General features: G+C 66.9%; 22 protein-coding genes. 8 read left to right on the top strand and 14 right to left on the bottom strand.

The features are described 5' to 3' along the window. Window positions 1-120: 120 nt before the first annotated feature. Window positions 121-1665, top strand: coding sequence for an AMP-binding protein (locus ACP7BH_RS03485; protein WP_425983690.1), 1545 nt, complete (start codon window positions 121-123; stop codon window positions 1663-1665). Between the two features lie 51 nt (window positions 1666-1716). Here ACP7BH_RS03485 and ACP7BH_RS03490 read toward each other — a convergent pair whose 3' ends face one another. The 5 genes from ACP7BH_RS03490 to ACP7BH_RS03510 all read right to left on the bottom strand — a co-directional run bounded on the left by ACP7BH_RS03490 (window position 1717) and on the right by ACP7BH_RS03510 (window position 4955). Then, a complete protein-coding gene (locus ACP7BH_RS03490; RefSeq protein ID WP_425983688.1) occupies window positions 1717-2097 on the bottom strand; it encodes an endonuclease domain-containing protein in 381 nt (126 codons plus the stop codon). A 104-nt stretch (window positions 2098-2201) separates the two neighbouring features. Continuing rightward, window positions 2202-2960, bottom strand: coding sequence for a 4,5-DOPA dioxygenase extradiol (gene ygiD, locus ACP7BH_RS03495; protein WP_425983686.1), 759 nt, complete (start codon window positions 2958-2960; stop codon window positions 2202-2204). Between the two features lie 4 nt (window positions 2961-2964). Then, complete coding sequence (gene wrbA, locus ACP7BH_RS03500) at window positions 2965-3567, bottom strand: NAD(P)H:quinone oxidoreductase (protein ID WP_425983684.1); 603 nt, start codon at window positions 3565-3567, stop codon at window positions 2965-2967. Between the two features lie 96 nt (window positions 3568-3663). Then, on the bottom strand, window positions 3664-4122 hold the full coding sequence (locus ACP7BH_RS03505; RefSeq protein ID WP_425983682.1) for a hypothetical protein: 459 nt from the start codon (window positions 4120-4122) through the stop codon (window positions 3664-3666). After that, window positions 4098-4955 carry a D-alanyl-D-alanine carboxypeptidase family protein gene (locus ACP7BH_RS03510; protein WP_425983680.1) on the bottom strand — a complete coding sequence of 286 codons (858 nt, stop codon included), beginning with the start codon at window positions 4953-4955 and terminating at the stop codon, window positions 4098-4100. Before ACP7BH_RS03510 ends, ACP7BH_RS03505 begins: the two co-directional genes overlap by 25 nt. Before the next feature lie 304 nt (window positions 4956-5259). Between ACP7BH_RS03510 and ACP7BH_RS03515 the strand changes: the two genes are divergently transcribed. Genes ACP7BH_RS03515 through ACP7BH_RS03525 form a run of 3 tightly spaced genes read left to right on the top strand, consistent with a single transcriptional unit; the run spans window position 5260 to window position 8071 of the window. After that, window positions 5260-6615, top strand: coding sequence for an MFS transporter (locus ACP7BH_RS03515; RefSeq protein ID WP_425983678.1), 1356 nt, complete (start codon window positions 5260-5262; stop codon window positions 6613-6615). Continuing rightward, window positions 6612-7406: a nucleoside triphosphate pyrophosphohydrolase gene (gene mazG / locus ACP7BH_RS03520; protein WP_425983676.1), complete on the top strand. Its 795-nt coding sequence runs from the start codon at window positions 6612-6614 to the stop codon at window positions 7404-7406. Before ACP7BH_RS03515 ends, mazG begins: the two co-directional genes overlap by 4 nt. Before the next feature lie 8 nt (window positions 7407-7414). Further along, window positions 7415-8071, top strand: coding sequence for an HAD family hydrolase (locus ACP7BH_RS03525; RefSeq protein ID WP_425983674.1), 657 nt, complete (start codon window positions 7415-7417; stop codon window positions 8069-8071). A gap of 3 nt (window positions 8072-8074) precedes the next feature. Here ACP7BH_RS03525 and ACP7BH_RS03530 read toward each other — a convergent pair whose 3' ends face one another. The 7 genes from ACP7BH_RS03530 to dusB all read right to left on the bottom strand — a co-directional run bounded on the left by ACP7BH_RS03530 (window position 8075) and on the right by dusB (window position 16975). After that, window positions 8075-9712 (bottom strand): Na+/H+ antiporter, encoded by a 1638-nt coding sequence (locus ACP7BH_RS03530; protein WP_425983672.1) that lies wholly within the window; start codon window positions 9710-9712, stop codon window positions 8075-8077. 6 nt (window positions 9713-9718) lie between these two features. Beyond that, the gene (gene hflX, locus ACP7BH_RS03535) at window positions 9719-11032 is read right to left on the bottom strand and encodes a GTPase HflX (protein WP_425983670.1); all 1314 of its coding nucleotides are present in this window, start codon (window positions 11030-11032) and stop codon (window positions 9719-9721) included. Next, on the bottom strand, window positions 11033-11278 hold the full coding sequence (hfq, locus tag ACP7BH_RS03540) for an RNA chaperone Hfq (RefSeq protein WP_003164861.1): 246 nt from the start codon (window positions 11276-11278) through the stop codon (window positions 11033-11035). Window positions 11279-11376: 98 nt separating this feature from the next. Beyond that, entirely contained in the window at window positions 11377-12237 is an 861-nt protein-coding gene (locus ACP7BH_RS03545) for a D-amino-acid transaminase (RefSeq protein WP_425983668.1), read from the bottom strand. Further along, window positions 12237-13643, bottom strand: coding sequence for a sigma-54-dependent transcriptional regulator (locus ACP7BH_RS03550; RefSeq protein ID WP_425983666.1), 1407 nt, complete (start codon window positions 13641-13643; stop codon window positions 12237-12239). The genes ACP7BH_RS03545 and ACP7BH_RS03550 overlap by 1 nt, the downstream gene beginning before the upstream one ends. Before the next feature lie 9 nt (window positions 13644-13652). Continuing rightward, complete coding sequence (locus tag ACP7BH_RS03555; protein ID WP_425983664.1) at window positions 13653-15923, bottom strand: ATP-binding protein; 2271 nt, start codon at window positions 15921-15923, stop codon at window positions 13653-13655. After that, entirely contained in the window at window positions 15920-16975 is a 1056-nt protein-coding gene (gene dusB, locus ACP7BH_RS03560; protein ID WP_425983662.1) for a tRNA dihydrouridine synthase DusB, read from the bottom strand. The genes ACP7BH_RS03555 and dusB overlap by 4 nt, the downstream gene beginning before the upstream one ends. A 95-nt stretch (window positions 16976-17070) precedes the next feature. Here dusB and ACP7BH_RS03565 point away from each other — a divergent pair, with 95 nt between their 5' ends. Further along, window positions 17071-18210: a bifunctional 2-C-methyl-D-erythritol 4-phosphate cytidylyltransferase/2-C-methyl-D-erythritol 2,4-cyclodiphosphate synthase gene (locus ACP7BH_RS03565; RefSeq protein WP_425983660.1), complete on the top strand. Its 1140-nt coding sequence runs from the start codon at window positions 17071-17073 to the stop codon at window positions 18208-18210. Here the strand turns inward: ACP7BH_RS03565 and ACP7BH_RS03570 are convergent. Further along, window positions 18207-20495, bottom strand: coding sequence for a spermidine synthase (locus tag ACP7BH_RS03570; protein WP_425983658.1), 2289 nt, complete (start codon window positions 20493-20495; stop codon window positions 18207-18209). The two genes, ACP7BH_RS03565 and ACP7BH_RS03570, sit on opposite strands and share 4 nt — an antisense overlap. 40 nt (window positions 20496-20535) lie before the next feature. Here ACP7BH_RS03570 and ACP7BH_RS03575 point away from each other — a divergent pair, with 40 nt between their 5' ends. Together ACP7BH_RS03575 and ACP7BH_RS03580 are read left to right on the top strand one after the other, a co-directional pair. After that, window positions 20536-21024 carry a CinA family protein gene (locus ACP7BH_RS03575; RefSeq protein WP_425983656.1) on the top strand — a complete coding sequence of 163 codons (489 nt, stop codon included), beginning with the start codon at window positions 20536-20538 and terminating at the stop codon, window positions 21022-21024. Further along, a complete protein-coding gene (locus ACP7BH_RS03580; RefSeq protein WP_425983654.1) occupies window positions 21021-21272 on the top strand; it encodes a sulfurtransferase TusA family protein in 252 nt (83 codons plus the stop codon). The genes ACP7BH_RS03575 and ACP7BH_RS03580 overlap by 4 nt, the downstream gene beginning before the upstream one ends. Here the strand turns inward: ACP7BH_RS03580 and ACP7BH_RS03585 are convergent. After that, window positions 21229-22074 (bottom strand): YihY/virulence factor BrkB family protein, encoded by an 846-nt coding sequence (locus ACP7BH_RS03585; protein WP_425984810.1) that lies wholly within the window; start codon window positions 22072-22074, stop codon window positions 21229-21231. The genes ACP7BH_RS03580 and ACP7BH_RS03585 overlap by 44 nt on opposite strands. Before the next feature lie 297 nt (window positions 22075-22371). Between ACP7BH_RS03585 and ACP7BH_RS03590 the strand changes: the two genes are divergently transcribed. Further along, window positions 22372-23679 carry a diguanylate cyclase domain-containing protein gene (locus ACP7BH_RS03590; RefSeq protein WP_425983652.1) on the top strand — a complete coding sequence of 436 codons (1308 nt, stop codon included), beginning with the start codon at window positions 22372-22374 and terminating at the stop codon, window positions 23677-23679. Window positions 23680-23682: the final 3 nt, after the last annotated feature.

Genomic DNA, 23682 nt, shown 5'->3' on the forward strand with positions numbered 1-23682 from the left:
GCGTGATCGCGCGGCGGAACTCACGCGACGTTACGCATCTTTTCAAGATGACACGGCGTCATTAATGACAGTCGCCCGAACAACAGAGAGGGCCGTCCGCGCCCTCCGTAGGAGACGCGCTTGCGCCAGGCCCTGGATCCCTCGCTTTACGACTCGTCCCTGATCGACGCCCTGATCGATGCGCGGGCGCGGTTCGGCGACAAGGAAATTCTGGAGGATCAGGACCGCCACCCCCTCACCTACACCGGCCTGATCCGCGCCGCCTTCGTGCTGGGCCGCAAGATCGCCAACATGACCGATCTGGGCGAGCGGGTCGCCATCCTGCTGCCGTCGTCGATGGGCGTCGTCGTCACCTTCTTCGGGCTGCACGCCCACGGCCGCGTGCCGGTGATGCTGAACTTCACCGCCGGCGAGGCCAATCTGAAGGCCGCGATCAAGGCTTCGGGCGTCAAAAAGGTGCTGACCGCCCGGCGTTTCATCGAACAGGCCAAGCTGGACGACCTGATCGCGGACCTGGAGACGGTGGCCGAGATCGTCTGGCTGGACGACGTGCGCAAGACCATCGGCCTGGCCGACAAGCTGTACGGCCTCGCCGCCGGCGCCGCGCCCAAGCGGTTCCGCGTCAAGACCGACCCGGATGCGCCGGGCGTGGTCCTGTTCACCTCCGGCAGTTTCGGCACGCCCAAGGGCGTGGTGCTGAGCCAGAAAAATCTGGTCGCCAACGCCCGTCAGGTGGCGGCCCATATCGACCTGTTGCCGGAATGGGTGATGTTCAATCCCCTGCCCACCTTCCACTGTTTCGGCCTGACCGGCGGGGTCATCCTGCCGCTGCTTCAAGGCTTGAAGGCCTTCCAGTATCCGTCGCCGCTCCACGCCAAACAGATCACCGACCTGCTGCCCCAGGTGAACGCCTCGATCCTGTTCGCGACCGACACCTTCCTGAACCAGTACGGCCGTGTCGCCGAGCCGAACGACTTCTCGACGCTGAAGTTCGTGGTCGCGGGCGCCGAGAAGGTGCGGCCCGAAACTCGCGCCCTGTTCGACGAAAAGTTCGGCGGCGTCGTGCTGCTGGAGGGCTATGGCGCGACCGAGGCCTCGCCGGTCATCGCTGTGAACCACCCCCACCGCAACGCGCCCGGCACCGTGGGCCAGGTCCTGCCCGGCATCGACTGGACGCTGGAGCCGGTCGAGGGCATCGACGCGGGCGGCCGTCTGATGCTGCGCGGTCCCAACGTCATGAGCGGCTACGTCACCTCGGCCGAACCCCTGGCCTGGGATCCGATCGGCGATACCTGGCTGGACACCGGCGATATCGTCGATGTGGACACCGATGGCTATGTCACCATCCGGGGCCGCGCCAAGCGCTTCGCCAAGATCGGCGGCGAAATGGTCTCCCTGACCGCCGTAGAGGGCATCGCCGGCGCCGTCTGGCCGGAGCAACGCCACGCCGTCGTGTCGATCCCCGACAGCCGCAAGGGCGAGAAGCTGGTGCTGGTCACCGACCACGCCGAGGCCGAAGTCGCCCCCTTGGCCGAATGGGCCCGCACCAACGGCGCGCCCGAGCTGATCGTGCCCAAGAAGATCGTCAAGGTCGCCGAAGTGCCGGTCTTGGGCACGGGCAAGACCGACTATGTCTCGATCCAGAAGATGGTCGAAAGCGCCTGACATAAACATCACCTCCCCGTTCGCGAAGGCGAACGGGGAGGACAGACCGCGTCAGCGGTCAGGAGGGGGCGACTCCGCCGCCAGACGCGCGCTTACCAAATCATAGATAAAATCGACCACGGCCGCATGATCTCGCATCACGCTCACGGCGCTTAACCGCACCACGCGAACGCCGCGCTTATGGAGGCAATCTATCCGCCGACGATCATGCGCAATCTGCGCCGGCTCGTCATGGACGGCCCCATCGACTTCGATGGCCAGCTTCGCCGACGCGCAATAGAAGTCGAGGATGTACGGGCCGATCGGATGTTGACGGCGGAATTTGCACTTGCCGAGGCTGTTGCGACGCAGCGCCTGCCACAAGCGAAATTCCGGCGGCGTCAACGCCTTCCGAAACGCCTTTGCTCGTGTGAAACTCAAGCCGTCAGCCATGGCGGGACTGTTGCACAACTCACGCTTGTCGCCGAGTCGCCCCCACCTGGCGCGCAGAGCGCGCCTGTCCTCCCCGTTCGCCTTCGCGAACGGGGAGGTAAAGATCAGCCGATCCTGACGCCCGTCATCGAGATCGAGCCGCCGTCGATGCGGTCGTTGAAGAAGCTGACCGCCTCGCCCGGCTCCTGCTGGGCGGCGATATAAAGCACCGGCAGATAGTGTTCGTCCGTCGGCACGCTCAGCTGGGCGTCCTCGGCCAGGCCGACCCAGTCGATCAGGGCGTCGTGGTCGCCCTTTTCGAACGCCGTCTTCACCGCCTCGTTGAACCCGGTCGCCCAGGCGTAGGGTTCGGCCCCGTCCTCGCGCTTCCAGGTCCGCAGATTGTGGACGAAATCGCCCGAGCCGGCGATGACGATTCCTTCCTCCCGCAGCGGCTTCAGCGCCTTGGCCAGATCGTAATGCTGCCGCGCCGTCAGCTCGCGGTTCAACGACAGCTGCACCACCGGCACATCGGCTTCCGGCCAGACATGGCACAGCACCGACCAGGTCCCATGATCCAGCCCCCATTGCTGGGTCTGGACCGCGCCGGTCAGTTCCGACACCCGGGCCGCCAGTTGGGGCGACCCGGGTGCGGGATACTGCATCTTATGAAGTTCACGCGGGAAGTTACCGAAATCATGAAGGGTTTCAGGTTGCTCCTGCGCGGTGACGCCCAGCCCGCGCGTCTCCCAGTGGGCGGAGATCATCACCACACCCTTGGGCTTGCCTATGGCCTCGCCCAGCGCGCGCCAAGCAGCCCCGTAGGGACCGCCAAGTGCGTTCATGGGCGAACCGTGACCGAAGAAGACGGCGGGCTGGCGCATCGGATCAGCCGTGCAGCTTCTTGGCCAGTTCGGCGATGTGCTTGCCCTGGAACCTAGCGCCGCCCAGTTCGATCTCGCTGGGCTGACGCGAACCGTCGCCGCCGGTGATCGTCGTCGCACCATAGGGCGAACCGCCCTCGACCGAGTCCAGCGTCATCATGGCCTGATACGAGTAAGGCAGCCCCACGACCGGCATGCCGTGGTGGATGAAGAAGTTGTGCAGGCCCTGGAAGGTGGTCTCTTGACCACCGTGCTGCGTCGCGGTGGCGGTGAAGGCGCCGCCGATCTTGCCGATCAGGGCGCCGCTGAACCACAGGCCGCCGGCTTGGTCCAGGAAGGCGCGCATCTGCGAGGCGGCCGAGCCGAAGCGGGTGCCGGCTCCGATGATGACGGCGTCATAGTCCTTCAGGTCGTCGATCTTGGCGATCGGCGCCTTCTGGTCGAGCTTGTAATGCGAGGCCTTGGCCAAGTCTTCCGGCACGGTTTCCGGCACGCGTTTGATGTCCACCACCGCGCCTTCGACCTCGCGCGCGCCCTCGGCGACGGCTTCGGCCATGGTTTCGAGGTGGCCATAGGTCGAGTGATACAGGACGAGGATCTTGGGCATTGGGGAGGCTCCGTTGAATGACCGGCCGTCATTCGCAACAACGACCGTTGCTAACTTGGCGTGTCCCCTCGGCCCATGCAAGCCCCCGGCAGGGTTTCAACGCACGAAAGGACAGACTGCATCGTAGAAGGCCGCGCTGCCCGGCGCCCTGCCCCCGCGCATCCGATGGAAGCGATGCTCCATCACCATGGCCTGCTGCTCGATATTCAGCGAATCCCAACGGCAGTCCGGGTCGGCGGAATAGGCATAGGCGGCCGCATCGTCTCCCGCCTTCAACTTGGCGAACAACAGGTTCACCCCCTGTTGCGCCTGCCAGACATGGGTCAGCTCATGCACGAGCACCCCCTGCAGATGCAGTGAGGCCGAGGCGAAGTCCCCGACCATCGCCCTGTGCGGCCAGACGATCCAGTCGCGCCCGAACCAGCGCCCGGCGACGAAGGCGCGCCGGAACGGCCAGCCGATCAGACGCACGGTCTCCAGGCGCAAGGCCGCCCCGAACGCCTCGCGCCCCAGGGCCGCCTCCCCCTCGGTCAGGGCGCGAACGAAGGATCCCACGGCCGTACATACTCCCAATGCCAGGGCTCATAGACGTAGGGCGTAAACCCGAACCGTCCAGCGTTCGCCACCAGCCAACGATAGGTCGCCGTCCGCGCCATATGTTCGCGGCTTGCCGGCGAAGTGGAATCGACGCCCAGCCCCGGCGCCTGGCCGACATACAGATCGACCGCCGTCCCTGTCCTGTGCGGTGAACAGACGGCGCGGCGCAACCCGTCGCAATTGCCCTGCTGGGCGCAGCGGGCGGCGTCCGCCTCCGGATCACGGAAGCCCGAAAAGATTTGCAGCAGCTCAGGATTGGACGCCACCTCAGGAACCTCGGCGCGGGCGGCTGCGACCAGCCGGCGATAGGCGTCCAGCACGTCGCGACGCAGCAACCGCGTCAGCCGGTCGGCGTGTTCCTCGGACGCGACCAGATAGCCTAATTGATTGATCGGCGGCGGCTCGGGACAGGCGCCGCCGACCCGCGCCATCACGAACGGCCGCCGCTCCTGCCATAGCCCCCTGAACACCTGAAACGTCGCGGCGTCGAACAGGCCTGTGGGCGCCAGGCCGTGGGTCTGCTGGAACCCCGCCAGTTGCGACGCGAAGATCGGCGTGCCGGGCCCGCAGGGCGTATGCAGCTCGTGCTGGATCAGCGGCAGATAACCCTGCCACCCCCACTCCGTCGCCCCGAACGGCGCCCACTCCATACCGTAAGCCGAGACGGCGTTGGCCAGGGCCTGTCCGCCCCAGACGTCGGCGTTGGTATGACACGGCCCGGCAGCGCGCGCCGCGCCAGCAAAGGCCAGGACGAAACAGACGGACAGGAACGCAGGAAGGTTTCGCCACATAGAGCCAGCAAGCCCCAAGCTGGCCAATCGAGCAAGCACCGAACTTCACCTCCCCGTTCGCGAAGGCGAACGGGGAGGACAGATCGTTCAGCGATCAGGAGGGGGCGACTCTGACGACAGTGATGACCGGCTCAGCGTCAAACACCGAGTCGCCCCCGCCTGGCGCTCGCTGACGCGATCGCCTGTCCTCCCCGCGCGCCTTCGCGCGCGGGGAGGTGTGCTCACAAATCTGACTCCGCTCTCGGGCGTAAACCTGCAATCTTGCGTCCGCCCGACTCATCCGGGCTGTCCTCGGACCCGCTGCATGAACGCCGCCTCCGCGCCCCGCCGCTCCAATGCGGTGCTCGCCGCCTTTTCCGGCCCGTGCCTGCCGCTGGCGGCCTTCGGCGTGGCCCTGCCCGTCACCCTGCCCGAGTTTTACGCCACCCATGTGGGTCTGGAGCTGGGAGTCGTCGCCGCCGTCTTCATGGCCGTGCGCCTGATCGACATCGTCTTCGATCCCTTCATCGGCTGGGGCATGGACAAGACCAGGACACGCCTGGGCCGCTATCGCCCCTGGATGGCGCTCTCGACGCCAATCCTGATGCTGTCGGCCTTCATGATGTTCGTCGTGGTCCAGCCGGGCGCCGGGCCGGCCTATCTGTTCGGCTGGCTGCTGGTCCTCTATCTCGGCTTCTCGATCGGCACCTTGGGTCAGCTCGGCTGGGCCGCCGTGCTCGCCCCCCAGTATGACCAGCGCAGCCGGGTCTATGGCTGGTGGCAGGTGTTCAACATCATCGGCGTGATCCTGATCCTGATCCTGCCGACGGTGGTGGTCCAGACCGGCATCGGGACCTATGCCGACGGCGTGCGGATCATGGGCTGGGCCATCCTGATCGCCCTGCCTCTGACCATAGGCCTGGCCATGGTCGCCGTGCCCGAGCCCGTCAATGCGGGTGACCAGCCCCACGGCGGCGCCGGCGCCTATCTGGCCCTGTTGAAGATGCCGACGGTCAGGAAGCTGCTGATCGCAGACCTGCTGCTGGGCGTCGCGCCCGGCATCACCGGCTCGCTGCTGTTCTTCTTCTTCGGCCAGATCAAGGGCTACGACCACAGCCAGGCCGGCCTGTTCATGCTGTTCTATTTCGTTGCGGGTCTTTGCGGCGCGCCGATCTGGGCCTGGCTGGCCACACGCATCGGCAAGGACAAAGCCTTGGCGGTCGCCAGCCTGATCTTCGCCGGCCTCTATATCGCCGCCACCTTGGTCCCCGGCGGCAACTTCGCCCTGACGGCGGGCGCCATGTTCATCGCCGGTCTGCCCTATGCCGCCGGCCTGTTCCTGCTGCGGGCCATGATGGCCGACGCGGGCGACGAGGTGCGGCTGGAGACCGGCGTGGACCGCACCGGCCTGATGTTCTCCGTCCTGTCGGCGACGACCAAGATCGGCCATGTCGTGGCCCTGACCCCCTACCTGATCCTGCAATGGGTAGGCTTCAAGGCGATCCCGGACGCGGGCGGCAACAGCGAATTCTCCCTGCTGACGCTCCAGATCCTGTTCATCCTGGTTCCCGGCCTGCTGCTGGCCGCCGCCGCCTGGGTGCTGAAAGGCTATCCCCTGACGCCGAAACGTCACGACGAGATCCGTCTCGCCCTGGAAGCCCGCGACGGAGCCCGCACTTGAGACCCATCGACCGTCTGCTCGGCGTCATGGAGCGGCTGCGCGATCCGAACGGCGGCTGCCCCTGGGACGTGAAGCAGACCTTCGCCACCATCGCCCCCTATACGATCGAAGAAGCCTATGAGGTCGCCGACGCCATCGAGCGCAACGATCTGAACGAGCTGAAGGGCGAACTGGGCGACCTGCTGTTCCAGGTCGTCTTCCACGCCCGCATGGCCGAGGAACAGGGCCTGTTCGCCTTCGACGACGTGGTCACGGCCATCGCCGACAAGCTGGAACGCCGCCACCCCCACGTCTTCGGCGATGAAGCTCAACGCTCGTCCAAGGAACAGACCGTCGCCTGGGAAACCATCAAGGCCGCCGAACGAAAGGACCGCAAGAAGCCCGGCGTCCTCGACGACGTCCCCGTCGGCCTGCCCGCCCTGACACGCGCCGCCAAACTGACCAAGCGCGCCGGCCGCGTCGGCTTCGACTGGCCCTCGACCGACGAGGTGTTCGACAAGCTGGCGGAAGAGGTCGCAGAACTGCGCGTCGAGATCGCCGCCGGCGACATGGCCAAGGCGCGCGAGGAGATGGGCGACCTGCTGTTCGTCGTCGCCAACCTGGCCCGCAAGCTGGACGTCGAGCCCGAGGACGCCCTGCGCGCCACCAACGCCAAGTTCGTGCGTCGCTTCGGCTTCATCGAGGCCGAACTGGCCAAGTCCGGCCGCACCCCCGATCAATCGACGCTGGAGGAGATGGATCGCCTCTGGGACGCCGCAAAGGTCGCCGAGAAGGCCGGCTCCCCATCCTGAGCCGCCGCATGCCCTACGACCTGATCATCTTCGACTACGACGGCGTCGTGGCCGACAGCGAGGTGCTGAACAGCACAGTCATGGCCGAGCAATTGACCGCCATCGGCCTGCCGACCGCGCTGGACGATGTGCTGGCCGCCTATACCGGTAAACGCTGGCGTGACAATCGGCCCGCTGTGGAAGCCGCGCTGGGCCGCGCCTGCCCCGAGGATTTCCACACCACCTGGTTCGCCACCTGCCGCGCCCGCGCGCCGATCCATCTGAAGCCCGTGCCCGGCATGATCGATTTCGTCGCCGCCCGGTCCGAGGCCCGCTGCATCGCCTCGTCCAGCGGCCCCGACTGGATCGGCGTCGGCCTGGACCTGTTCGGCCTGACCGATCATTTCGACGGCGCCGTCTTCACCGGCCTGGTGGTCGAACGCGGCAAGCCCCACCCCGACATCTTCCTGCACGCCGCCGACAGCATGGGCGTCGACCCGGCCCGCGTTCTGGTGATCGAAGACAGCGAGGCGGGCGTCACCGCCGGCGTCGCGGCGGGCATGACCGTGGTCGGCCTGACCGCCGGCGGCCATATCCGCGACGGCCACGCCGACCGCCTGGTCGCGCGCGGCGCCCACCATATCGCCGACAGCTACGCGGCGGTCGCAGCCTTCATGGACCGCTGACGCCTACAGATATCGCAGCTCCTGCAGATCCACTTCTCGGATCATCTTCTTCGCCGTCACTTCGTCCAGTTGCCTGACGCGCGCCAGACGAACCAGTTCGTCACGCTCGGCCGCCAGTCCCGCCAGCCACAGCCGCCGCTCCACATGATCGATCTTGCGCGACAGGACCGCGTCGTCCTCGTCCGAACGCGTATGGGTCTCGATCCGCTGGCGATAGATCTCCATGATCCGGCTGGCGATATCGGAATAGAGGTCCGGGTTCGGCTTGCCCTCGGCCATGGCGTGCGACACGTCTTCGATGGCGCGCAGGGCGGCCGAGGCGGCGGCCACACGACCGCGATCTTCCTCGCGCTCGTGCGAGGGCTCGGGCGGCAACTCCACACCTTTCAACAGGCGTGGCAGGGCGAAGGTGGCGACCAGCAGCGACACGATGATCACCCCCGCCGCCAGGAAGATCGCCAGGCTGCGCGACGGCATTGGCGACCCGTCAGCCAGCACGAACGGCAAGGTCAGAATACCGGCCAGGGTGATCGCGCCCCGCACGCCCGCCAACGACATCACCATAGTCAGCCGCAAGCCGACCTTGGCCGGCGGCTCGCGATGGCGGCGACGGAACAGCGTCAGCTTCAGCGAGGTCCAGACCCAGACGAAACGCAGCGTCGCCAGGGCGGCGACGATGCCGAACACATAGACGGCCAGCCACCAGACCTCCGGCCGGCTGGTGCCCGCCACCACCTCGGCCGCGCGCGACATGATCGACGGCATCTGCTCGCCTAGGATCACGAAGATGATGCCGTTGGCGACGAACTGAACCGTGTCCCAGACCACGCCCCGCCGGATGCGCGTCACGGCCATCGACTGGCCGGCGAACAGACTGCGTTCTGTAAAGCTCATGGTCACGCCGGCCGCTACCGCCGCCAGAATGCCCGAGGCGTTCAGTTCTTCCGCCACCAGATAGGCCGCGAAGGGGATCAGCAGGCTGACCAATATCTGCGCACCGACATCCTCGCCCCACCGCTGACTGACGAAGCCTTTCGCATAGCTGATCCCCATCGTGATCAGCACGCCGACCGCCACCCCGACCAGGGCCAGCCAGGCGAAGGTCCCCATGGCGCTGCCGATGGAGAAGGCGCCCGTGGTCGCCGCGATCACCGCGATCCTCATACAGGTCAGGCCGGTCGCATCGTTGAGCAGCGACTCGCCTTCCAGGATATGCATCAGCCGCTTGGGGATCGGCGCGCGCGAGGCGATGGCCTGGACCGCGATGGGATCGGTCGGCGACAGGATGGCGGCCAGGGCGAAGGCCACGGGCAGCGGCATCTCGGGGATCATCCACCAGATCATGAAGCCCAGGCCGACGACGGTGAACAGCACCAGCCCCAGGGCAAGTTCCAGGATCACCGCCCGGTCACGGAACAGGGCTTCCTTGGGGATGCGCCATCCGTCGAGGAACAGAAGCGGCGGCAGGAACAGCAGGAAGAAGATGTCCGGTTCGAGATCGACCGTGGACCCGGTGATCAGCACGATCGCCGCACCCAGTGCGATCTGCACCAGAGGCAGGGCGATGCGGGTGATCCGCGCGACCGAACCCGACACCACCACGGCCAGAAGCAGAAGCAGGACGGTTTCGATCAGATGCATGGAATGTCAGTCGGCCAGGTCGGGATACAGGCGTTCGAATCGCCCCAGCGCCGCAGGATGCAGTCGTACAGTGACCTCAGTACGGCCAAGCTCATCCGTATTTCGTGAGATCACACGTCCATGCTCATAAAGCCAGGCCATGGCCTCGCCGTGCTCAGGCTCCAGGGTCAACTGTGTCTCGGGGTCATCGTCGATCAGGCCCGCGATGATCTGGCGAAGGGGTTCAATCCCCTCGCCCGTCCAGGCGGAGACAGCGACCGCCTCGCCTTCCTTCGACAGACGTTCGGCCTGGCCTAGCACGGCCTCGCGCGCCTCGTCGTCCAGCAGGTCGATCTTGTTCCAGACCTCCAGCACCCGTCGGGTCTTGCCCTCCGGCGTCTCGATCTGTTTCAGCACCGTCTCGACGTCCTTGGCCTGGGCGTCGCTGTCGGCCGAGGCGATGTCGCGGACGTGCAGGATCAGATCGGCCTCGCCCACCTCTTCCAGGGTGGCGCGGAAGCTCTCGACCAGTTCGTGCGGCAGGTCGGAGATGAAGCCCACGGTGTCCGCGACGATGGCCGGACGGCCCTGCGGCAGGCGGATGGTGCGCTGGGTGGTGTCCAGCGTCGCGAACAGCAGGTCCTTGGCGAAGACCTCGGATCCCGTCAGCCGGTTGAACAGGGTCGATTTGCCGGCATTGGTGTAGCCGACGAGGGCGATGGTCGGGAACGGCGCCTTCTGGCGTTGTTTCCGGTGCAGACCACGCGTCCGGCGCACGTCCTCCAACTCGGCCTTCAGCTTGACGATTCGGTCGGCGATCAGTCGACGGTCCAGCTCGATTTGGGTTTCGCCGGGGCCGCCGGTCGAGCCGGTGCCGCCGCGTTGCCGCTCAAGGTGGGTCCAGGTCCGCACCAGCCGCGACTTTTCATAGTCCAGGCGCGCCAGTTCGACCTGCAATCGACCTTCCTTGGTCCGCGCACGTCGTCCGAAGATTTCCAGGATCAGGCCGGTGCGGTCGATGACCTTCACCTCCCATTCCTTCTCCAGATTGCGTTGCTGCACCGGCGTCAGGGCGTCATCAATGATGACCGCCTCAGCGTCTGCGGCGCGAACCAGCGCGGCCAATTCCTCGACCTTGCCGCTTCCGAACAGGGTGGCCGGCGTGGTCCCACGCAGTCGCACGATCTCTTCGGCGCGCACGTCAAGATCCAGCGCGCGGGCGAGGCCCACGGCTTCCTCAAGGCGCTCGCTCGCCAGCCGAGGGCTGTCCGAGCGTCGGTCGGGATGGATGACGACCGCCCGGATCAGCGGGACGGAATGGTCGATCAGTTTTTGGGTCAATCAGTCTTCTTCGGCGTCAGGCTCGTACAATTGCACGGGCGCAGACGGCATGATGGTGGAGATGGCGTGCTTGTACACCAACTGGGACTGGCCATCGCGGCGCAGCAACACACAGAAGTTGTCGAACCAGGTCACGATACCCTGCAGCTTGACCCCGTTGACCAGAAAGATGGTCAGCGGCGTCTTGGTCTTGCGGACCGAGTTGAGGAAGGTGTCCTGAAGGTTCTGACGTTTGTCTTGCGACATGGCAGGTTTTTCCTGTTCTTCATTGTTCGCCGTGGGAGCGGCGTGGTCGGTGCGACCGGCTTTAACAATAACCGCCGCCTCCCCGCTCGGGCAACGCCCTAAATGGCGTCGCGGCGCGCCTGATCAAGATAGACCTCACGCAGGCGGGTCGCGATCGGCCCAGGTTTGCCGTCACCGATCTTCACGCCGTCCAGCGAAACCAGCGGCATGACGAAGGAACTGGCGGCGGTGACGAACACCTCCCGCGCCCGCTTGGCCTCCTCGACCGAGAAGGGTCGCTCGTCCAGTTCGATGCTCTCGGCCTGGACCAATTTCAGGATCGCCTCGCGCGTGACGCCGCGCAGGATGTTGGCCTGCGTATCGCGCGTCCGCAGCCTGCCGTCCTCGTCCACGATCCAGGCGTTGGTGGACGATCCCTCGGTGATCAGACCCATCTCGTCATACATCAGGCACTCATAGGCGCCGCGTTCGCGCGCCGCCTGTTTGGCCAGCACGTTCGGCAACAGGCCCACCGTCTTGATGTCGCAACGGCCCCAGCGGATGTCGGGCCGGGTCACCCCGGCCGCACCCTTGGCCGCCATCGCCTGGCCCTTGGCCAGGTCGAGCCGCTTGGCCGTCACGACGACGCTCGGCGCGGTGTCCGTCGGAAAGGCGTGATCGCGTGACGCCGTCCCACGCGTGACCTGCAGATAGACCAGCCCATCGCGCACCCGGTTGCGCCGGATGGTCTCGCGCAGCACCACGCCCAACGATCCCGCACTCATGGGGATATCGATCTTCAGCTCGCTAAGGCTGCGGTGCAGGCGGGTCATGTGGCCTTCGAAATCGGCCAACCTGCCGTCGAACACCGACCAGACCTCATAGACGCCGTCCGCGAACTGGAAGCCCCGGTCCTCGATATGCACGACAGCCTCGCCGTGGGCGCTGTAGGCGCCGTTCACATAGGCGACGCGGGACATCAGGCCGGCTCTTCCTCTTCGCCGCCGCGCGCGGGGGATACGCCCAACGACTTCAGCTTTCTGTGCAGGGCCGACCGCTCCATGCCGATGAAGGCGGCTGTGCGCGAGATATTGCCTCCGAACCGCATGATCTGCGCTGCCAGATATTCGCGCTCGAACACCTCTCGCGCTTCTCTCAGAGGAAGCGCGATGGTGCGCTCGCCGCCCAGCGACGAAGACCCGCTGTTCGAGGTCGCTACCTCCTGCGGCAGCATGTCGGCGGTGATCGTCTCGGCCGGATCGCCGGTCGCCAGGATCAGCAGCCGTTCGATATTGTTGCGTAGCTGACGGATATTGCCCGGCCAAGGATGGACCTGCAGCACGGCCACCGCGTCGTCGCCGATCATCCGCTTGGGCAACCCCTGCGAGGCGCTGATCGTCTCGACGAAATATTCGACCAGCTCGGTGATGTCCTCGCGTCGCTCCGACAGGGCCGGCACGCGGATCGGCACCACGTTCAGACGATGGAACAGATCCTCGCGGAAACGCCCTTCTGCGATCTCGGTCTTCAGGTCGCGCGAGGTGGAAGTCACGACGCGCACATCGACCTGAACGTCCTGCTCGCCGCCGACCCGGCGGAACCGTTGATCGACCAGAACCCGCAGGATGCGGCTCTGGCTCTCGCGCGGCATGTCGCTGATCTCGTCCAAATAAAGCGTGCCGTTGTGGGCGCGCTCGAACACGCCGATCTTGCGCGGCCGGCCGTCCTGGCCCTCCTCCCCAAACAGTTCGAGATCCAGCCGTTCGGGCGTCATACCCGCAGCGGAGATGGCGACGAATTCGGCGCGGGCGCGGGGGCTGGCCTCGTGGATCTGGCGCGCGACCAGCTCCTTGCCGGACCCGGCCGGTCCGGAAATCAGGACCCGGCTGTTGGCCTGGGCCACCTTGGCGATTGTGCTGCGCAGCGCCTGCGCCGCCTGCGACCGACCGATCAGGCCCGACGGCGTCATGGTCTGCACGCGCAGTCGACGGTTCTCCCGCCTCAGGGTCGCCGCCTCGATGGCTCTCTCGACCACGACCACCAGCCGGTCCGACTTGAATGGCTTTTCGATGAAGTCGTAGGCGCCGCGCTTCAACGCCGTGACCGCCGTCTCGATATTGCCGTGGCCCGAGATCATCACCACGGGCAGGTCGGGGTCCAGCTCCTTGACCACCTCCAGCAGTTCGAGCCCGTCCAGACCACCGCCCTGCATCCAGATGTCCAGAATCGCCAGCGACGGCTTCCTGGCCCGGATCGCGGCCAGGGCCTCGTCGGAGTTGGCGGCGACGCGCACGGCGTGCCCCTCGTCCTCCAGCAGGCCGGACACCAGGTCGCGGATGTCGGCCTCGTCATCGACGACGAGAATGTCGGAACCGGTTGGTCGCATCTTGCCTCGCTATTCGGCGGCCAGGGTCTGGAGCCTGCGCTCCGCGCCGTCGCCGCTTTTGCCGTGGGGTTTCAGGGGGAAGATTATGCACACGCGCGCGCCACGAAGCGTTTCGGCGTCGGCCAGCTTCAGCTCGCCGCCGTGGTCCTCGCAAATGCGTTTGACGATGGCCAGGCCCAGCCCTGTGCCCTTTTCGCGCGTGGTGACATAGGGTTCGGTCAGGCGGTCGCGGTCGCGCGCCGGCAAGCCGACGCCGTCGTCCTCGACGACGAAGGTGGCGACGCCGTCCTCGACCGTCAGGGAGGCGATCACGCCCGCATTGTCCGACGCCGCCGCCTCTCCGGCCGTCAAACGACGCGCCGCGACGGACTCGCCGGCGTTCTTCAGGATGTTGATCAGCGCCTGCCCCACCATGCGGCCGTCGGCATGCAAGGTCGCCTTGGGCAGGGGTTCGGTGATGTCCACCACGATATCCGGCGCCGCCACCCGCTGGGCGAACACCGCCTCGCGCAACATTTCGGCCGGATCTTCGGGGGCGAAGCGTGGCGCCGGCATCCGCGCGAAGGACGAGAACTCGTCCACCATCCGACCGATGTCCCCGACCTGTCGAATGATGGTGTCGGTGCAGCGATCGAAGATCTCGACGTCCTCGCCGATCCGCGAACGATATTTGCGCTTCAGCCGCTCGGCTGACAGCTGGATCGGCGTCAGCGGGTTCTTGATCTCGTGGGCGATGCGGCGGGCCACGTCACGCCAGGCCGCGTTCCTCTGCGCCGTCACCAGGCGGGTGATGTCGTCGAAGGTCAGGACCATCTCGCCGCCCAGCCCGCCCTCGATGCGGACCCGCAGACGGCTGGTATCCCCGCCGCGACTGACGTCGATGTCTTCCTCGATATGAGCCTCGGCGCGGCGCACGAGATCGCTGAGTTCGGGCGAAAGAGCCGCCAGTTCATGCCCCAGCACCTCGGCGTCTTCGATGTGCAGCAACTGCAAGGCGCTTTCGTTGATGGCGGAAATTCGCCCGCGCTTGTCCAGGCCGATGACGCCGGCGCTGACGCCCGACAGGACGGTCTCGATGAACCGGCTCCGGTCGTGGGCCTCGTCGCTGGCCGCCTTCAGCGCCGCCTGCTGCGCCTGAAGATCGCCGGTCATGCGGTTGAAGGCGTCCGACAGGGTGGCGATTTCGGCCGGAGCGCCGTCGCTGTCCACCCGCGCGGTGAAGTCGCCGCCCGCCACCTGCCCTGCCGCCTTCACCAGCCGTCCGATGGGCGCCGAGATGCTGCTCGCCGCCGACATCCCCAGCCACACCGCGCCCACCAGCACCAGCAGCGCCGTCTCCAGATAGCTGAGGATGAAGGCCGACTGGATCCGCGCACGGCTATCCTGCGCCTCGCGATAGGCCTGGATCGACTGATCCGAAGCGTTCATCCGCGCGATCAATCCATCCTGAAGGGGGCGCACCAGATAGAGGTAGGCATCGCCATAAGCCGGCAAGGCGATGATCGAGCGTACGGTGTCAGGATTTTGCGTGACATCGGTGGGCGGTTTGCCGCCCTGACCTGCAGCTTCGATGTAGCTGCGAGGCGGCGCCAAATAAGGCGGTGCGCCAGGCTGTTCGGCTCGCGCCAGAACTTCGCCATTCCCATTGACGATATAAATGGCCGGGTATTGGAAGATATCGCCAACCTGCGCCAATGCAGCGTTGAATTGAATCCGGTCGTCAAAAAGTCCGCGCGCGCTATCCAACTGATCCGAGATCGTCACCAGATCCGCATCCATCGAAGCGGCGACATCTCGGACATATGCGCGGCCGATGATGGCGCCATTATCGACCGAGGATTTGACGTTCTCGCTGAACCACTGGTCCACGCCGCGGTTGACCAGCACACCGAACACCAGGGCGATCAGCACCGACGGGATCAGCGCCACCATCGAGAACAGGGCGACGAACCGTAGATGCAGGCGTGACCCTGCCTCTTCCTTGCTGCGGGCCAGCGTTAGGACACGCCTTCCGACGATGAAGGCCAGACCGGAAATCAGGACCAGATTGCCGGCCAACACAATCAGCGCGATCTGACTGCTTGATCCACGCGCCGCGCCCGATGTAGCGCCAGGGGCCACAGCGACCAGCCAGATCGCCGCCGCCGTGATCGCGACGGCCAGGAAAAACGCCAACCCGAACCCGGTCCGCGCCCGCTCCGTGTCGACCCACCCCCAGAACGACCCGTCATCCGACGCGAGGTCGGGCGAAGCGGTCTTTGCTGAAGGCGTATCCGTCATGCCACAGCAGTCTCCAACACCTGTGGCGCATTTTCAACAGCAGACTTGCGGATTTGCGGCAAATCCGGCCGCCACAGGTCCTGCATGGCCGCTTCAACGGCCAGAGGCTCGTCCAGTCGGCAAATTCTTGCCTTGGCCTCGCGTCGGTGTTGCGGATCGGCCGGCCAGGGCGCCTGTTCGATGTACCAGCCCAGATGTTTGCGGAACATCTTCAGCCCCAGCGGCAGGCCATAGAATTCGACCGACGCCCGTAGATGTTCGATCACGATGGCCAGCCGTTCGTCCGGCCCCGGCTCATCCAGCGCCACGCCGTCGATCAGCGCCCGCTCCAGATGCGCCGCCAGCCACGGCCGGCCATAGACGCCACGCCCCAGCATCAGCCCGTCGGCGCCCGACCGCGCCAGCGCCTCGCGCGCCTCATCGGCCGTGATGATGTCGCCGTTGACGATGACGGGAATGCCCACAGCCGCCTTGACCGCCCCGACCGCATCCCAATCCGCTTGGCCGGTATAGAACTGCTTGCGCGTGCGGCCGTGCACCGTAACCGCCTTGACGCCGATCGCCTCGGCGCGCCGGGCCAGTTCGGCGGCGTTCTTGCAGTCGTCGTCCCAGCCCAGCCGCATCTTGACCGTCACCGGCCGGCTCGTCGCCTTCACCGCCGCCTCCATGATCCGACAGGCCAGATCCGGCGTCCGCATCAACGCAGAGCCAGCAGCCGAACCCGTGACCTCCTTGGCGGGACAGCCGAAGTTCAGATCGACGATGTCCGCCCCGGCCTTTTCGGCCATGCGCGCGCCCTCGCCCATCTGTTCGGGATCGCGCCCGACCAACTGGATCACCGTCAGCGGCAGGCCCGCCCCCACGGCTGCACGCCGCACCACGTCGGGTCTCGCGCGCGCCAGCTCTTTTGCCGCCACCATCTCAGTCGCGACATAGGCGGCGCCCAGCCGCGAGGCGAGAACGCGGAACGGCAGATCGGTGATCCCGGTCATCGGCGCCATCAGCACCTGGCCGTGCACGGTCACGTCGCCGATCTTTAAGGTCTTGGCCATAGGCGTCTTTCGCAGCATCCCAGCCCCCTTCGTCAAGCATGACCGCGGCCGATTGATGGTTTCGCCCCGTCGCGGCGCGCACTATCAAGGCCGCCATGACATTCTCGGGCATCATCGTCGCGGCCGGTTCCGGTTCGCGCGCCGGCGGCGACAAACAGTGGCGCACCCTGTGCGGCAAGCCCGTTTTGCGCTGGTCGGCCGAGGCTCTGCTGAACGCCGGCGCCGACGAACTGATCGTCGTGGTCGCCCCCGACGCCCTGGATCGCGTGGCGGACCTGCTGTCCGACCTGCCCCGCTGGCGCGCCGTCGCAGGGGGAGACGCTCGCGCCGATTCGGTCCGCGCCGGTCTGGCGGCTCTGACCTGCGCGCCAGATCAGCCGGTGTTGATCCACGACGCCGCCCGCCCCCTGCTGGACCGCGCCGTCATCGAGCGCCTGCTGTCCGCCCTCGAAACCGCCGACGGCGCCCTGCCCGTCCTGCCTGTCGCCGACAGCCTGCGCCGTGGCGAGGCCCAGGTAATGACCGACGTGGTGGAACGCGACGGCCTGTGGCGCGCCCAGACGCCCCAGGCCTTCCGCCGTCGCGTGATCGAGGCCGCCTACGCCGCCTGGACCGATGTCGCCGCCCCGGCCGACGAAGCCGTGGTCGTCCAGCGCAATGGCGGCAAAGTCGCCCTGGTCCAGGGCGATCCCCGCCTGCTGAAACTGACCTATCCCGAGGATTTCGCCATGGCCGAGGCCCTGCTGCCCCGTCAGACCCGCATCGGCTCCGGCTACGATGTCCATCGCTGGGGACCGGGCGGCTCGGTCTGGCTGTGCGGGATCGAGGTGCCGCACGATCAGACCCTGATCGGTCACTCCGACGCCGACGCCGGTCTTCACGCCCTGACCGACGCCATCCTGGGCGCCATCGCGGCGGGCGACATCGGCGATCACTTCCCGCCCACCGATCCGAAATGGAAGGGGGCCTCGTCGGATCAGTTCCTGATCCACGCCGCGGAACTGGTCGCTCAGCGCGGCGGACGCATCGTCAACGTCGATGTCACCCTGATCTGCGAGCGACCCAAGGTGAAGCCGCATCGCCAGGCCATGCGCAACCGCATCGCCGCCTTGCTGGACCTCCCGCTCGACGCCGTCAGCGTCAAGGCCACCACGACCGAAGGGCTTGGCTTCACCGGACGCGGCGAAGGCCTAGCCGCCCAGGCCGTGGCGACCGTCGAGCTACCGGCGCCCTAACGCGCCGCCATCTCCATCTGCCGGACCAGTGAGCCGAACAGATTGACGTAATCATCCGTCCACGGACAAACCGTCGTTGGCGACAGTTTTCGCCAGCGCCCATCGTCGCTGAAACCCTCCAGCGACGCCTGGCTCTTGCCGATCAGCAGGGCCTCGGTCGAGGCCTCGGCCATGTCCCCCTGACCTGACTGTTCGATATAGACCTGATGCAGATGCGGGACCTTCAGCGCCTGCGCCGCCGCCTCGGCCGGCAGGGTGATCTCCAGGTTCCGGTTCGACAGGTGCAGCACCATGACCCCATCCGGCGCCAGAAGCCGCAGATAGCCCCGGATCGCCTCGACCGTCAGCAGGTGTGTCGGCACGGCGTCGGACGAAAAGGCGTCGATGACCAGCAGGTCGTAGGATCCCGCCGGCTCGCGATCCATCGTCAGCCGCGCATCCCCCATCACCGTCCGCACCGGCCCATCCGCGCACCCGTTGATGAAGCTGAACCATTCGGGATCGCGCGATAGCCGGTCCACCATCGGGTCGATCTCGAAGAAGGTCAGCTGGTCCTGCGCCCGCTTGTAGGCCGCCATGGCGCCAGACCCCTGGCCCACCACCCCGACCCGCGCGCCGTCCAGACGCCGCGCCTGCATCTGCAGCATCGCCTGCCCCAAGGGTGTGGAGGTCGCGTAATATAGGGTCGGCTGACACAGGTTCTGCGCCCCTTGCGCCTGGGCCCCATGCAGGGTCGTGCCGTGCATCAGGACGTGGACCGGCCCGCCCATCAGCGGGTCGTCGATCTTGGCCACCCGCATCACGCCGAAGAAGCTGCGCTCCGACAGGGCCCAGTCATAGCCGCGCGCGAGGTGGTAACCGGACCAAACGATCGAGGCCAGAACCACGGTGAACAGAACCGCCCGATCCCGCACCAGAAAGGCGAACAGGGTCGCGATGCCCAGTACGCCCTGCGCGATTCGCACCAGTTGCGCATCCGGGATCGCTGCACGCACGTCGGGCGCATAACGCACCGCCTCCATCGACAGCGGCCCCAGGAAGGCGATGACCACGCCCGCGACGCAGCAGATGATCTCCCACGGGCGGATCTCGCGCCGGCTCCAGGGCCGCAGCAGCCCCGCCGCGACCAGGACCAGCGGATACTCCCACACCATGTTGAACACGGCCGGCGCGATCAGGCCGTTGAAGACCCCGCCGACAACCCCGCCCAACGACAGCAGCAGATAGAATTCCGTCAGCCGATCCGGCGCCGGCCGCCGCGCCGCCAGCCGCTGGTGACACATCAGGGCCGTGAAGAAGAAGGCCGCCAGATTGACCGTGAAGACCAGCAGCCACTCGCCGGTTCGGAACGCGATCAGGGCCGCGCACGCCGCCGCCATCGCGCCGTGCAGTCCCAGGCCCAAGGCCGGCGGGATCGCCGGTCGCGTCTGGAAGGCGATGACGAAGGTCAGCAGATACAGCGCCAGCGGTATGACCCACAGGAAGGGCGCCGAGGCCACATCGGTGGTCAGATGCGCCGTCACTCCCAGCATCAGGCTGGACGGTGCGGCGGCCAGAAGGACCAGCATCCCCTTCTCGCGCCAGGCGATGGGCGGGCTGATCGTCAGCGGCGCCGGATCGGCGGTCCCGACCTCGCGCCGTCGCCAGACCTGCACCCCGAGCATCACGACCATCAGCACGAACAGGCCATAGCCGAGGCTCCAGCCGATCCGCTGATCCGACAGACTGGCCAGCGGCTCGATCAGAACCGGATAGGCCAGGAGCGCCAGGAAACTGCCCAGGTTGGACGCGGCATAGAGGACATAGGGGTTCTTGCCGTCCGCATGGCCCGCGCGCACTCGCGCATACCAGGCCTGCAGCAAGGGCGCGGTCGCCGACAGCACCGCGAACGGCGCGCCGACCGACAGGGTCAGGGTCGCCAGCAGCCATAGCGTCGGCTGCGACGGATCGGGATCGCCCAGCAGGCCGCTGATCTGCAACGGCAGGAAAAGCGCCGCCAGGATCAACAGCCCAAGATGCACCCCCACCTGCACCCGCATCGTCGGGATGCGTTGCAAAAGGTGGGCATAGGCGTAGCCCGCCAGAAGCGCGGTCTGAAAGAAGACCATCGAGGCGTTCCACACCGACGGCGAACCGCCCAGCGTCGGCAGCACCAGCTTCGTCACCATCGGCTGGACGACAAAGACCAGACAGGCCGAGGTGAAGATGGCGACGGCGAACAGGATCGGCTGGGTGCGATCCCATGTCTTGGCGGCAGGGCGCAGCGGATCGACAGCCTCGGTCATGGCTCTGGTTAGAGCGGGACTCGCGGCCTATGAAAAGGCCATGTTTGCCCAAGACATCCAGCGCAAGGCGCAACAGATCGTCGCAACCGCGACCGAACGCGGCCTGATGCTGGCCACGGCCGAAAGCTGCACCGGCGGCCTGGTCGCGGCGGCCCTGACAGCCATTCCCGGCTCATCTTCCGCGCTGGACAGGGGCTTCGTCACCTACAGCAACGACGCCAAGATGCAGATGCTGGACGTGCCGGAGGCGACACTGGCCGCCCACGGGGCGGTGTCCGAGGCGACCGCCCGCGCCATGGCCCTGGGCGCCGTCGCCCGGTCGCGCGCCGCCGTCTCGGTCTCGATCACCGGCGTCGCCGGCCCCGGCGGCGGATCGGACGAGAAACCGGTCGGCCTGGTGCATTTCGCAGCCTGCGGTCCCGCCGGCCAGATCCACCGCGAGGAGCGATTCGGCGACATCGGCCGCGACGCCGTCCGCCTGGCCAGCGTCCGCATCGCTCTGGACATGCTGGCGGACAGGTTGGCGTGAGCGATCCCGTAGTCGTCGACGCCAGGGGCCACCGCTGCCCCGTACCCAGTCTCAGGTTGATGAAGGCGATGGACAGCGCTGCGCCCGGCTCGCGCTTTATTCTGCTCGCCACCGACCCGATGGCGCGGATCGATGTGCCCTTCCTGATGTCTCAGAAGAACGGCCGGATGATCGGGGTCGAAGAGACGGAAGGCCTGCTGCGTCTTACGGTCGAGACCGGCGAATGGCGCGACGCTCCGACAGATTGACCACGCTGGCCGGTTCCTGGTCGGCTACGGCCTGCGCCCTGGCCGCCAGTTCCATCTCGGTCGCAAAGGCCCCGCCGTAGAAGATGGCGTTGACGTTCCACGACAGCCAGATCAGCAGCACCACCACGGCGCCAACCGACCCATAGGTGGCCCCCAGGGGCGCGATCTGTTCGACATAGATGGCGCACAGCCACGACGACACGACCGACATCAACGTCGCCACCAGGCCGCCCGCCGTCGCCGGCAGCCAGGCCACCGGCGTCCGGTGGCTCATGGCGTAGCGATAGAGCAGCGTCAGTCCGATCACGAGCCCGATGGCAGGCAGGAAGGCGTCCAGCGGCGCAATCCCGCTGCGCATCGGCGATCCCGCCGCCGCCGAGGCATGGGCCAGGATCCGCACCGTCACGACGGCCCCGGACACCACGGTGAACAGGCCGAAGGCGAAGATGGCGACGAAGAAGGCCAACAGGTTGAACTTGAAGAAGCCGTGCGGCTCGGTCTCGTCATGGATCAGGTTCAGTCCCGCCAACAAGGCCTTGAATCCCCTGTGCGCCGCATAGGCGCCGACGAACAGCGCAAAGGCGCTCTGGGCCGAGACCGTCCGCGCCGAGGCGTTGCTCAGCCGCGTGATCTCACCCTGGAAGATGTTCTGCGCGGCCTTCGGCAGCAGATCCGACAGAGCGGCCGCCTGGGCGCTGACCTCGCTGATCGACAGGCCCAGCTTGTAGAAGCCGATCAGGATGGCGATGGCCGGAAACACCGCAAGCAGGGCGAAGAACGACACACCGCCCGTATAGAGCATGACGTCGCGTCCCCAGCTGCGGGCGAAGGCCCGCACGGCCAGTCCGCCCCAGAATCCGGGCGCCTTTAGGACCGATCGTGTCAGCTGTTCGCTCAAGCCGGTCCCCACAACCGTTGCAACAAGCGGCGGAACCTAGCGGATTTCGTGGGTCGCGAAAGTCTCATCCGCGTGAGGACGGACTTTCTCGTGGACGCCTTGGTTCCGCCCGCCGTGACATTGCATCCTTAACACCCTCGTCGCTATGGTCTGCGCGTCTCCGGCTGGCTATGGGCGCGGCGACTTACGGAGACGACCGGCTTGGCTTTCGACGCGCGTGTATTGATCCTGGCGGCTGACGACGGCCGGATCGGGCCGCTCGCTGCGGGGCTGGACGCGCTGGGCTGGCGCACCGTCACGGCGCGCGACCTCGTCTCGGCCGAGATGACGCTTCAGGACTTTCCGCTGGAAGCCGCCGTTATCGACATCGCTGCCTTTGGCCTGGACGTGGCGACCCGCCTGCGCGCGGCGGCCGAGCCGCGCCGTCTGCCGATCATGGTCATCGGCGCCCGCCCCGATTCGATCAAGGGCGCGGACCTGACCATGTCCACCCCGCCTCATCCGGCACAGGCCGCCCTGCGGCTGGAGCAATTGGGTCGCGCCGCCATCGCCGAGGAAGAGTTTCACCTGCGGGTGACCACCTTTGCAAAGCAGGACATAAAGCTGCATGTCCGTTTCGATGACGACGGACCGCTGCGGGTTCTGGCGGCCGGCGTCGCGGATCGCCGCTTCCTGGCCCTGTCCAACGCCCTGACCGCTGCGGGCGTCGAGGTCGTCGCCGCCCCCACCCCCTACACCGCCTTCGACTATCTACACGAAAGCCCGTTCGACGCCGCCGTGCTGTGGGGCGCCGAGGATCATGCACCGGCCCTGTCCATCGCGGCGGGCATGAAGCGCAACACGCGCCTCTATCACATCCCGCTGATGCTCTATCTGCGCGGCAAGAACGAGATCAGCCTGTCCGAGCTGTTCAACCGCGGCTTCGCCGACGTCGCCTCGGCCGATACGCCGGAGGGTGAGACGGCCGAGCGCATCCTGGCCCTGGCCGGCGCCCACCGCACCCATTTGGGTATCCGCAAGACGCTGGATTCAGTGCGCAGCCTGGAGCTGATGGATCCCGCGACAGGCCTCTTCACGCCCGAACTGTTCGCCAGCCATCTGGGCCGCGTCGCCGAGGCGTCTCGCGCGCGCAAGCGTCCGCTGTCGGTCTGCGTGCTGCGCGTTCGCCAAACCGAGTCCGTCACCTGGGCGCGTCAGGGCGGCTGGCTGGACCGCGCCATGCCCCAGATCGGGGCCATGGTCTCGCGTCTGGTCCGCGTCGAGGACACGCCTGCCCGCCTGGCCAAGGAAGTCTTCGCCCTAGCCTTGCCGGCCACCCACGCCGAACCCGCGCGCCTGGCGGCCGAGCGCATCGCCGCCGTCATCGGCTGCACCGCCTTCGACGCCGGCCCCGACCGCTCGCCCTTCGTCGCAGAGTTCGACGTCGGCGCCGCCGAGATGCAGCCGAACGAAAGCGCCGCCGCCCTGCTGGAGCGCGCATCCGCCGACCTGTTCGAAAAGACGCGCTGAGGG

The organism is Brevundimonas sp. TWP2-1 (assembly GCF_049897645.1).
Lineage (GTDB): Bacteria > Pseudomonadota > Alphaproteobacteria > Caulobacterales > Caulobacteraceae > Brevundimonas.

Coding starts and splice junctions, on each gene's coding strand:
- ACP7BH_RS03555 (WP_425983664.1), bottom strand. CDS start 15,923: ATGACGGATACGCCTTCAGCAAAGACCGCTTCGCCCGACCTCGCGTCG.
- wrbA (WP_425983684.1), bottom strand. CDS start 3,567: ATGCCCAAGATCCTCGTCCTGTATCACTCGACCTATGGCCACCTCGAA.
- ACP7BH_RS03575 (WP_425983656.1), top strand. CDS start 20,536: ATGTTTGCCCAAGACATCCAGCGCAAGGCGCAACAGATCGTCGCAACC.
- ACP7BH_RS03510 (WP_425983680.1), bottom strand. CDS start 4,955: ATGTGGCGAAACCTTCCTGCGTTCCTGTCCGTCTGTTTCGTCCTGGCC.
- ACP7BH_RS03525 (WP_425983674.1), top strand. CDS start 7,415: ATGCCCTACGACCTGATCATCTTCGACTACGACGGCGTCGTGGCCGAC.
- ACP7BH_RS03490 (WP_425983688.1), bottom strand. CDS start 2,097: ATGGCTGACGGCTTGAGTTTCACACGAGCAAAGGCGTTTCGGAAGGCG.
- hfq (WP_003164861.1), bottom strand. CDS start 11,278: ATGTCGCAAGACAAACGTCAGAACCTTCAGGACACCTTCCTCAACTCG.
- ACP7BH_RS03515 (WP_425983678.1), top strand. CDS start 5,260: ATGAACGCCGCCTCCGCGCCCCGCCGCTCCAATGCGGTGCTCGCCGCC.
- ACP7BH_RS03550 (WP_425983666.1), bottom strand. CDS start 13,643: ATGCGACCAACCGGTTCCGACATTCTCGTCGTCGATGACGAGGCCGAC.
- ACP7BH_RS03570 (WP_425983658.1), bottom strand. CDS start 20,495: ATGACCGAGGCTGTCGATCCGCTGCGCCCTGCCGCCAAGACATGGGAT.
- dusB (WP_425983662.1), bottom strand. CDS start 16,975: ATGGCCAAGACCTTAAAGATCGGCGACGTGACCGTGCACGGCCAGGTG.
- ACP7BH_RS03565 (WP_425983660.1), top strand. CDS start 17,071: ATGACATTCTCGGGCATCATCGTCGCGGCCGGTTCCGGTTCGCGCGCC.
- ygiD (WP_425983686.1), bottom strand. CDS start 2,960: ATGCGCCAGCCCGCCGTCTTCTTCGGTCACGGTTCGCCCATGAACGCA.
- ACP7BH_RS03585 (WP_425984810.1), bottom strand. CDS start 22,074: ATGCTCTATACGGGCGGTGTGTCGTTCTTCGCCCTGCTTGCGGTGTTT.
- ACP7BH_RS03530 (WP_425983672.1), bottom strand. CDS start 9,712: ATGCATCTGATCGAAACCGTCCTGCTTCTGCTTCTGGCCGTGGTGGTG.
- ACP7BH_RS03545 (WP_425983668.1), bottom strand. CDS start 12,237: ATGTCCCGCGTCGCCTATGTGAACGGCGCCTACAGCGCCCACGGCGAG.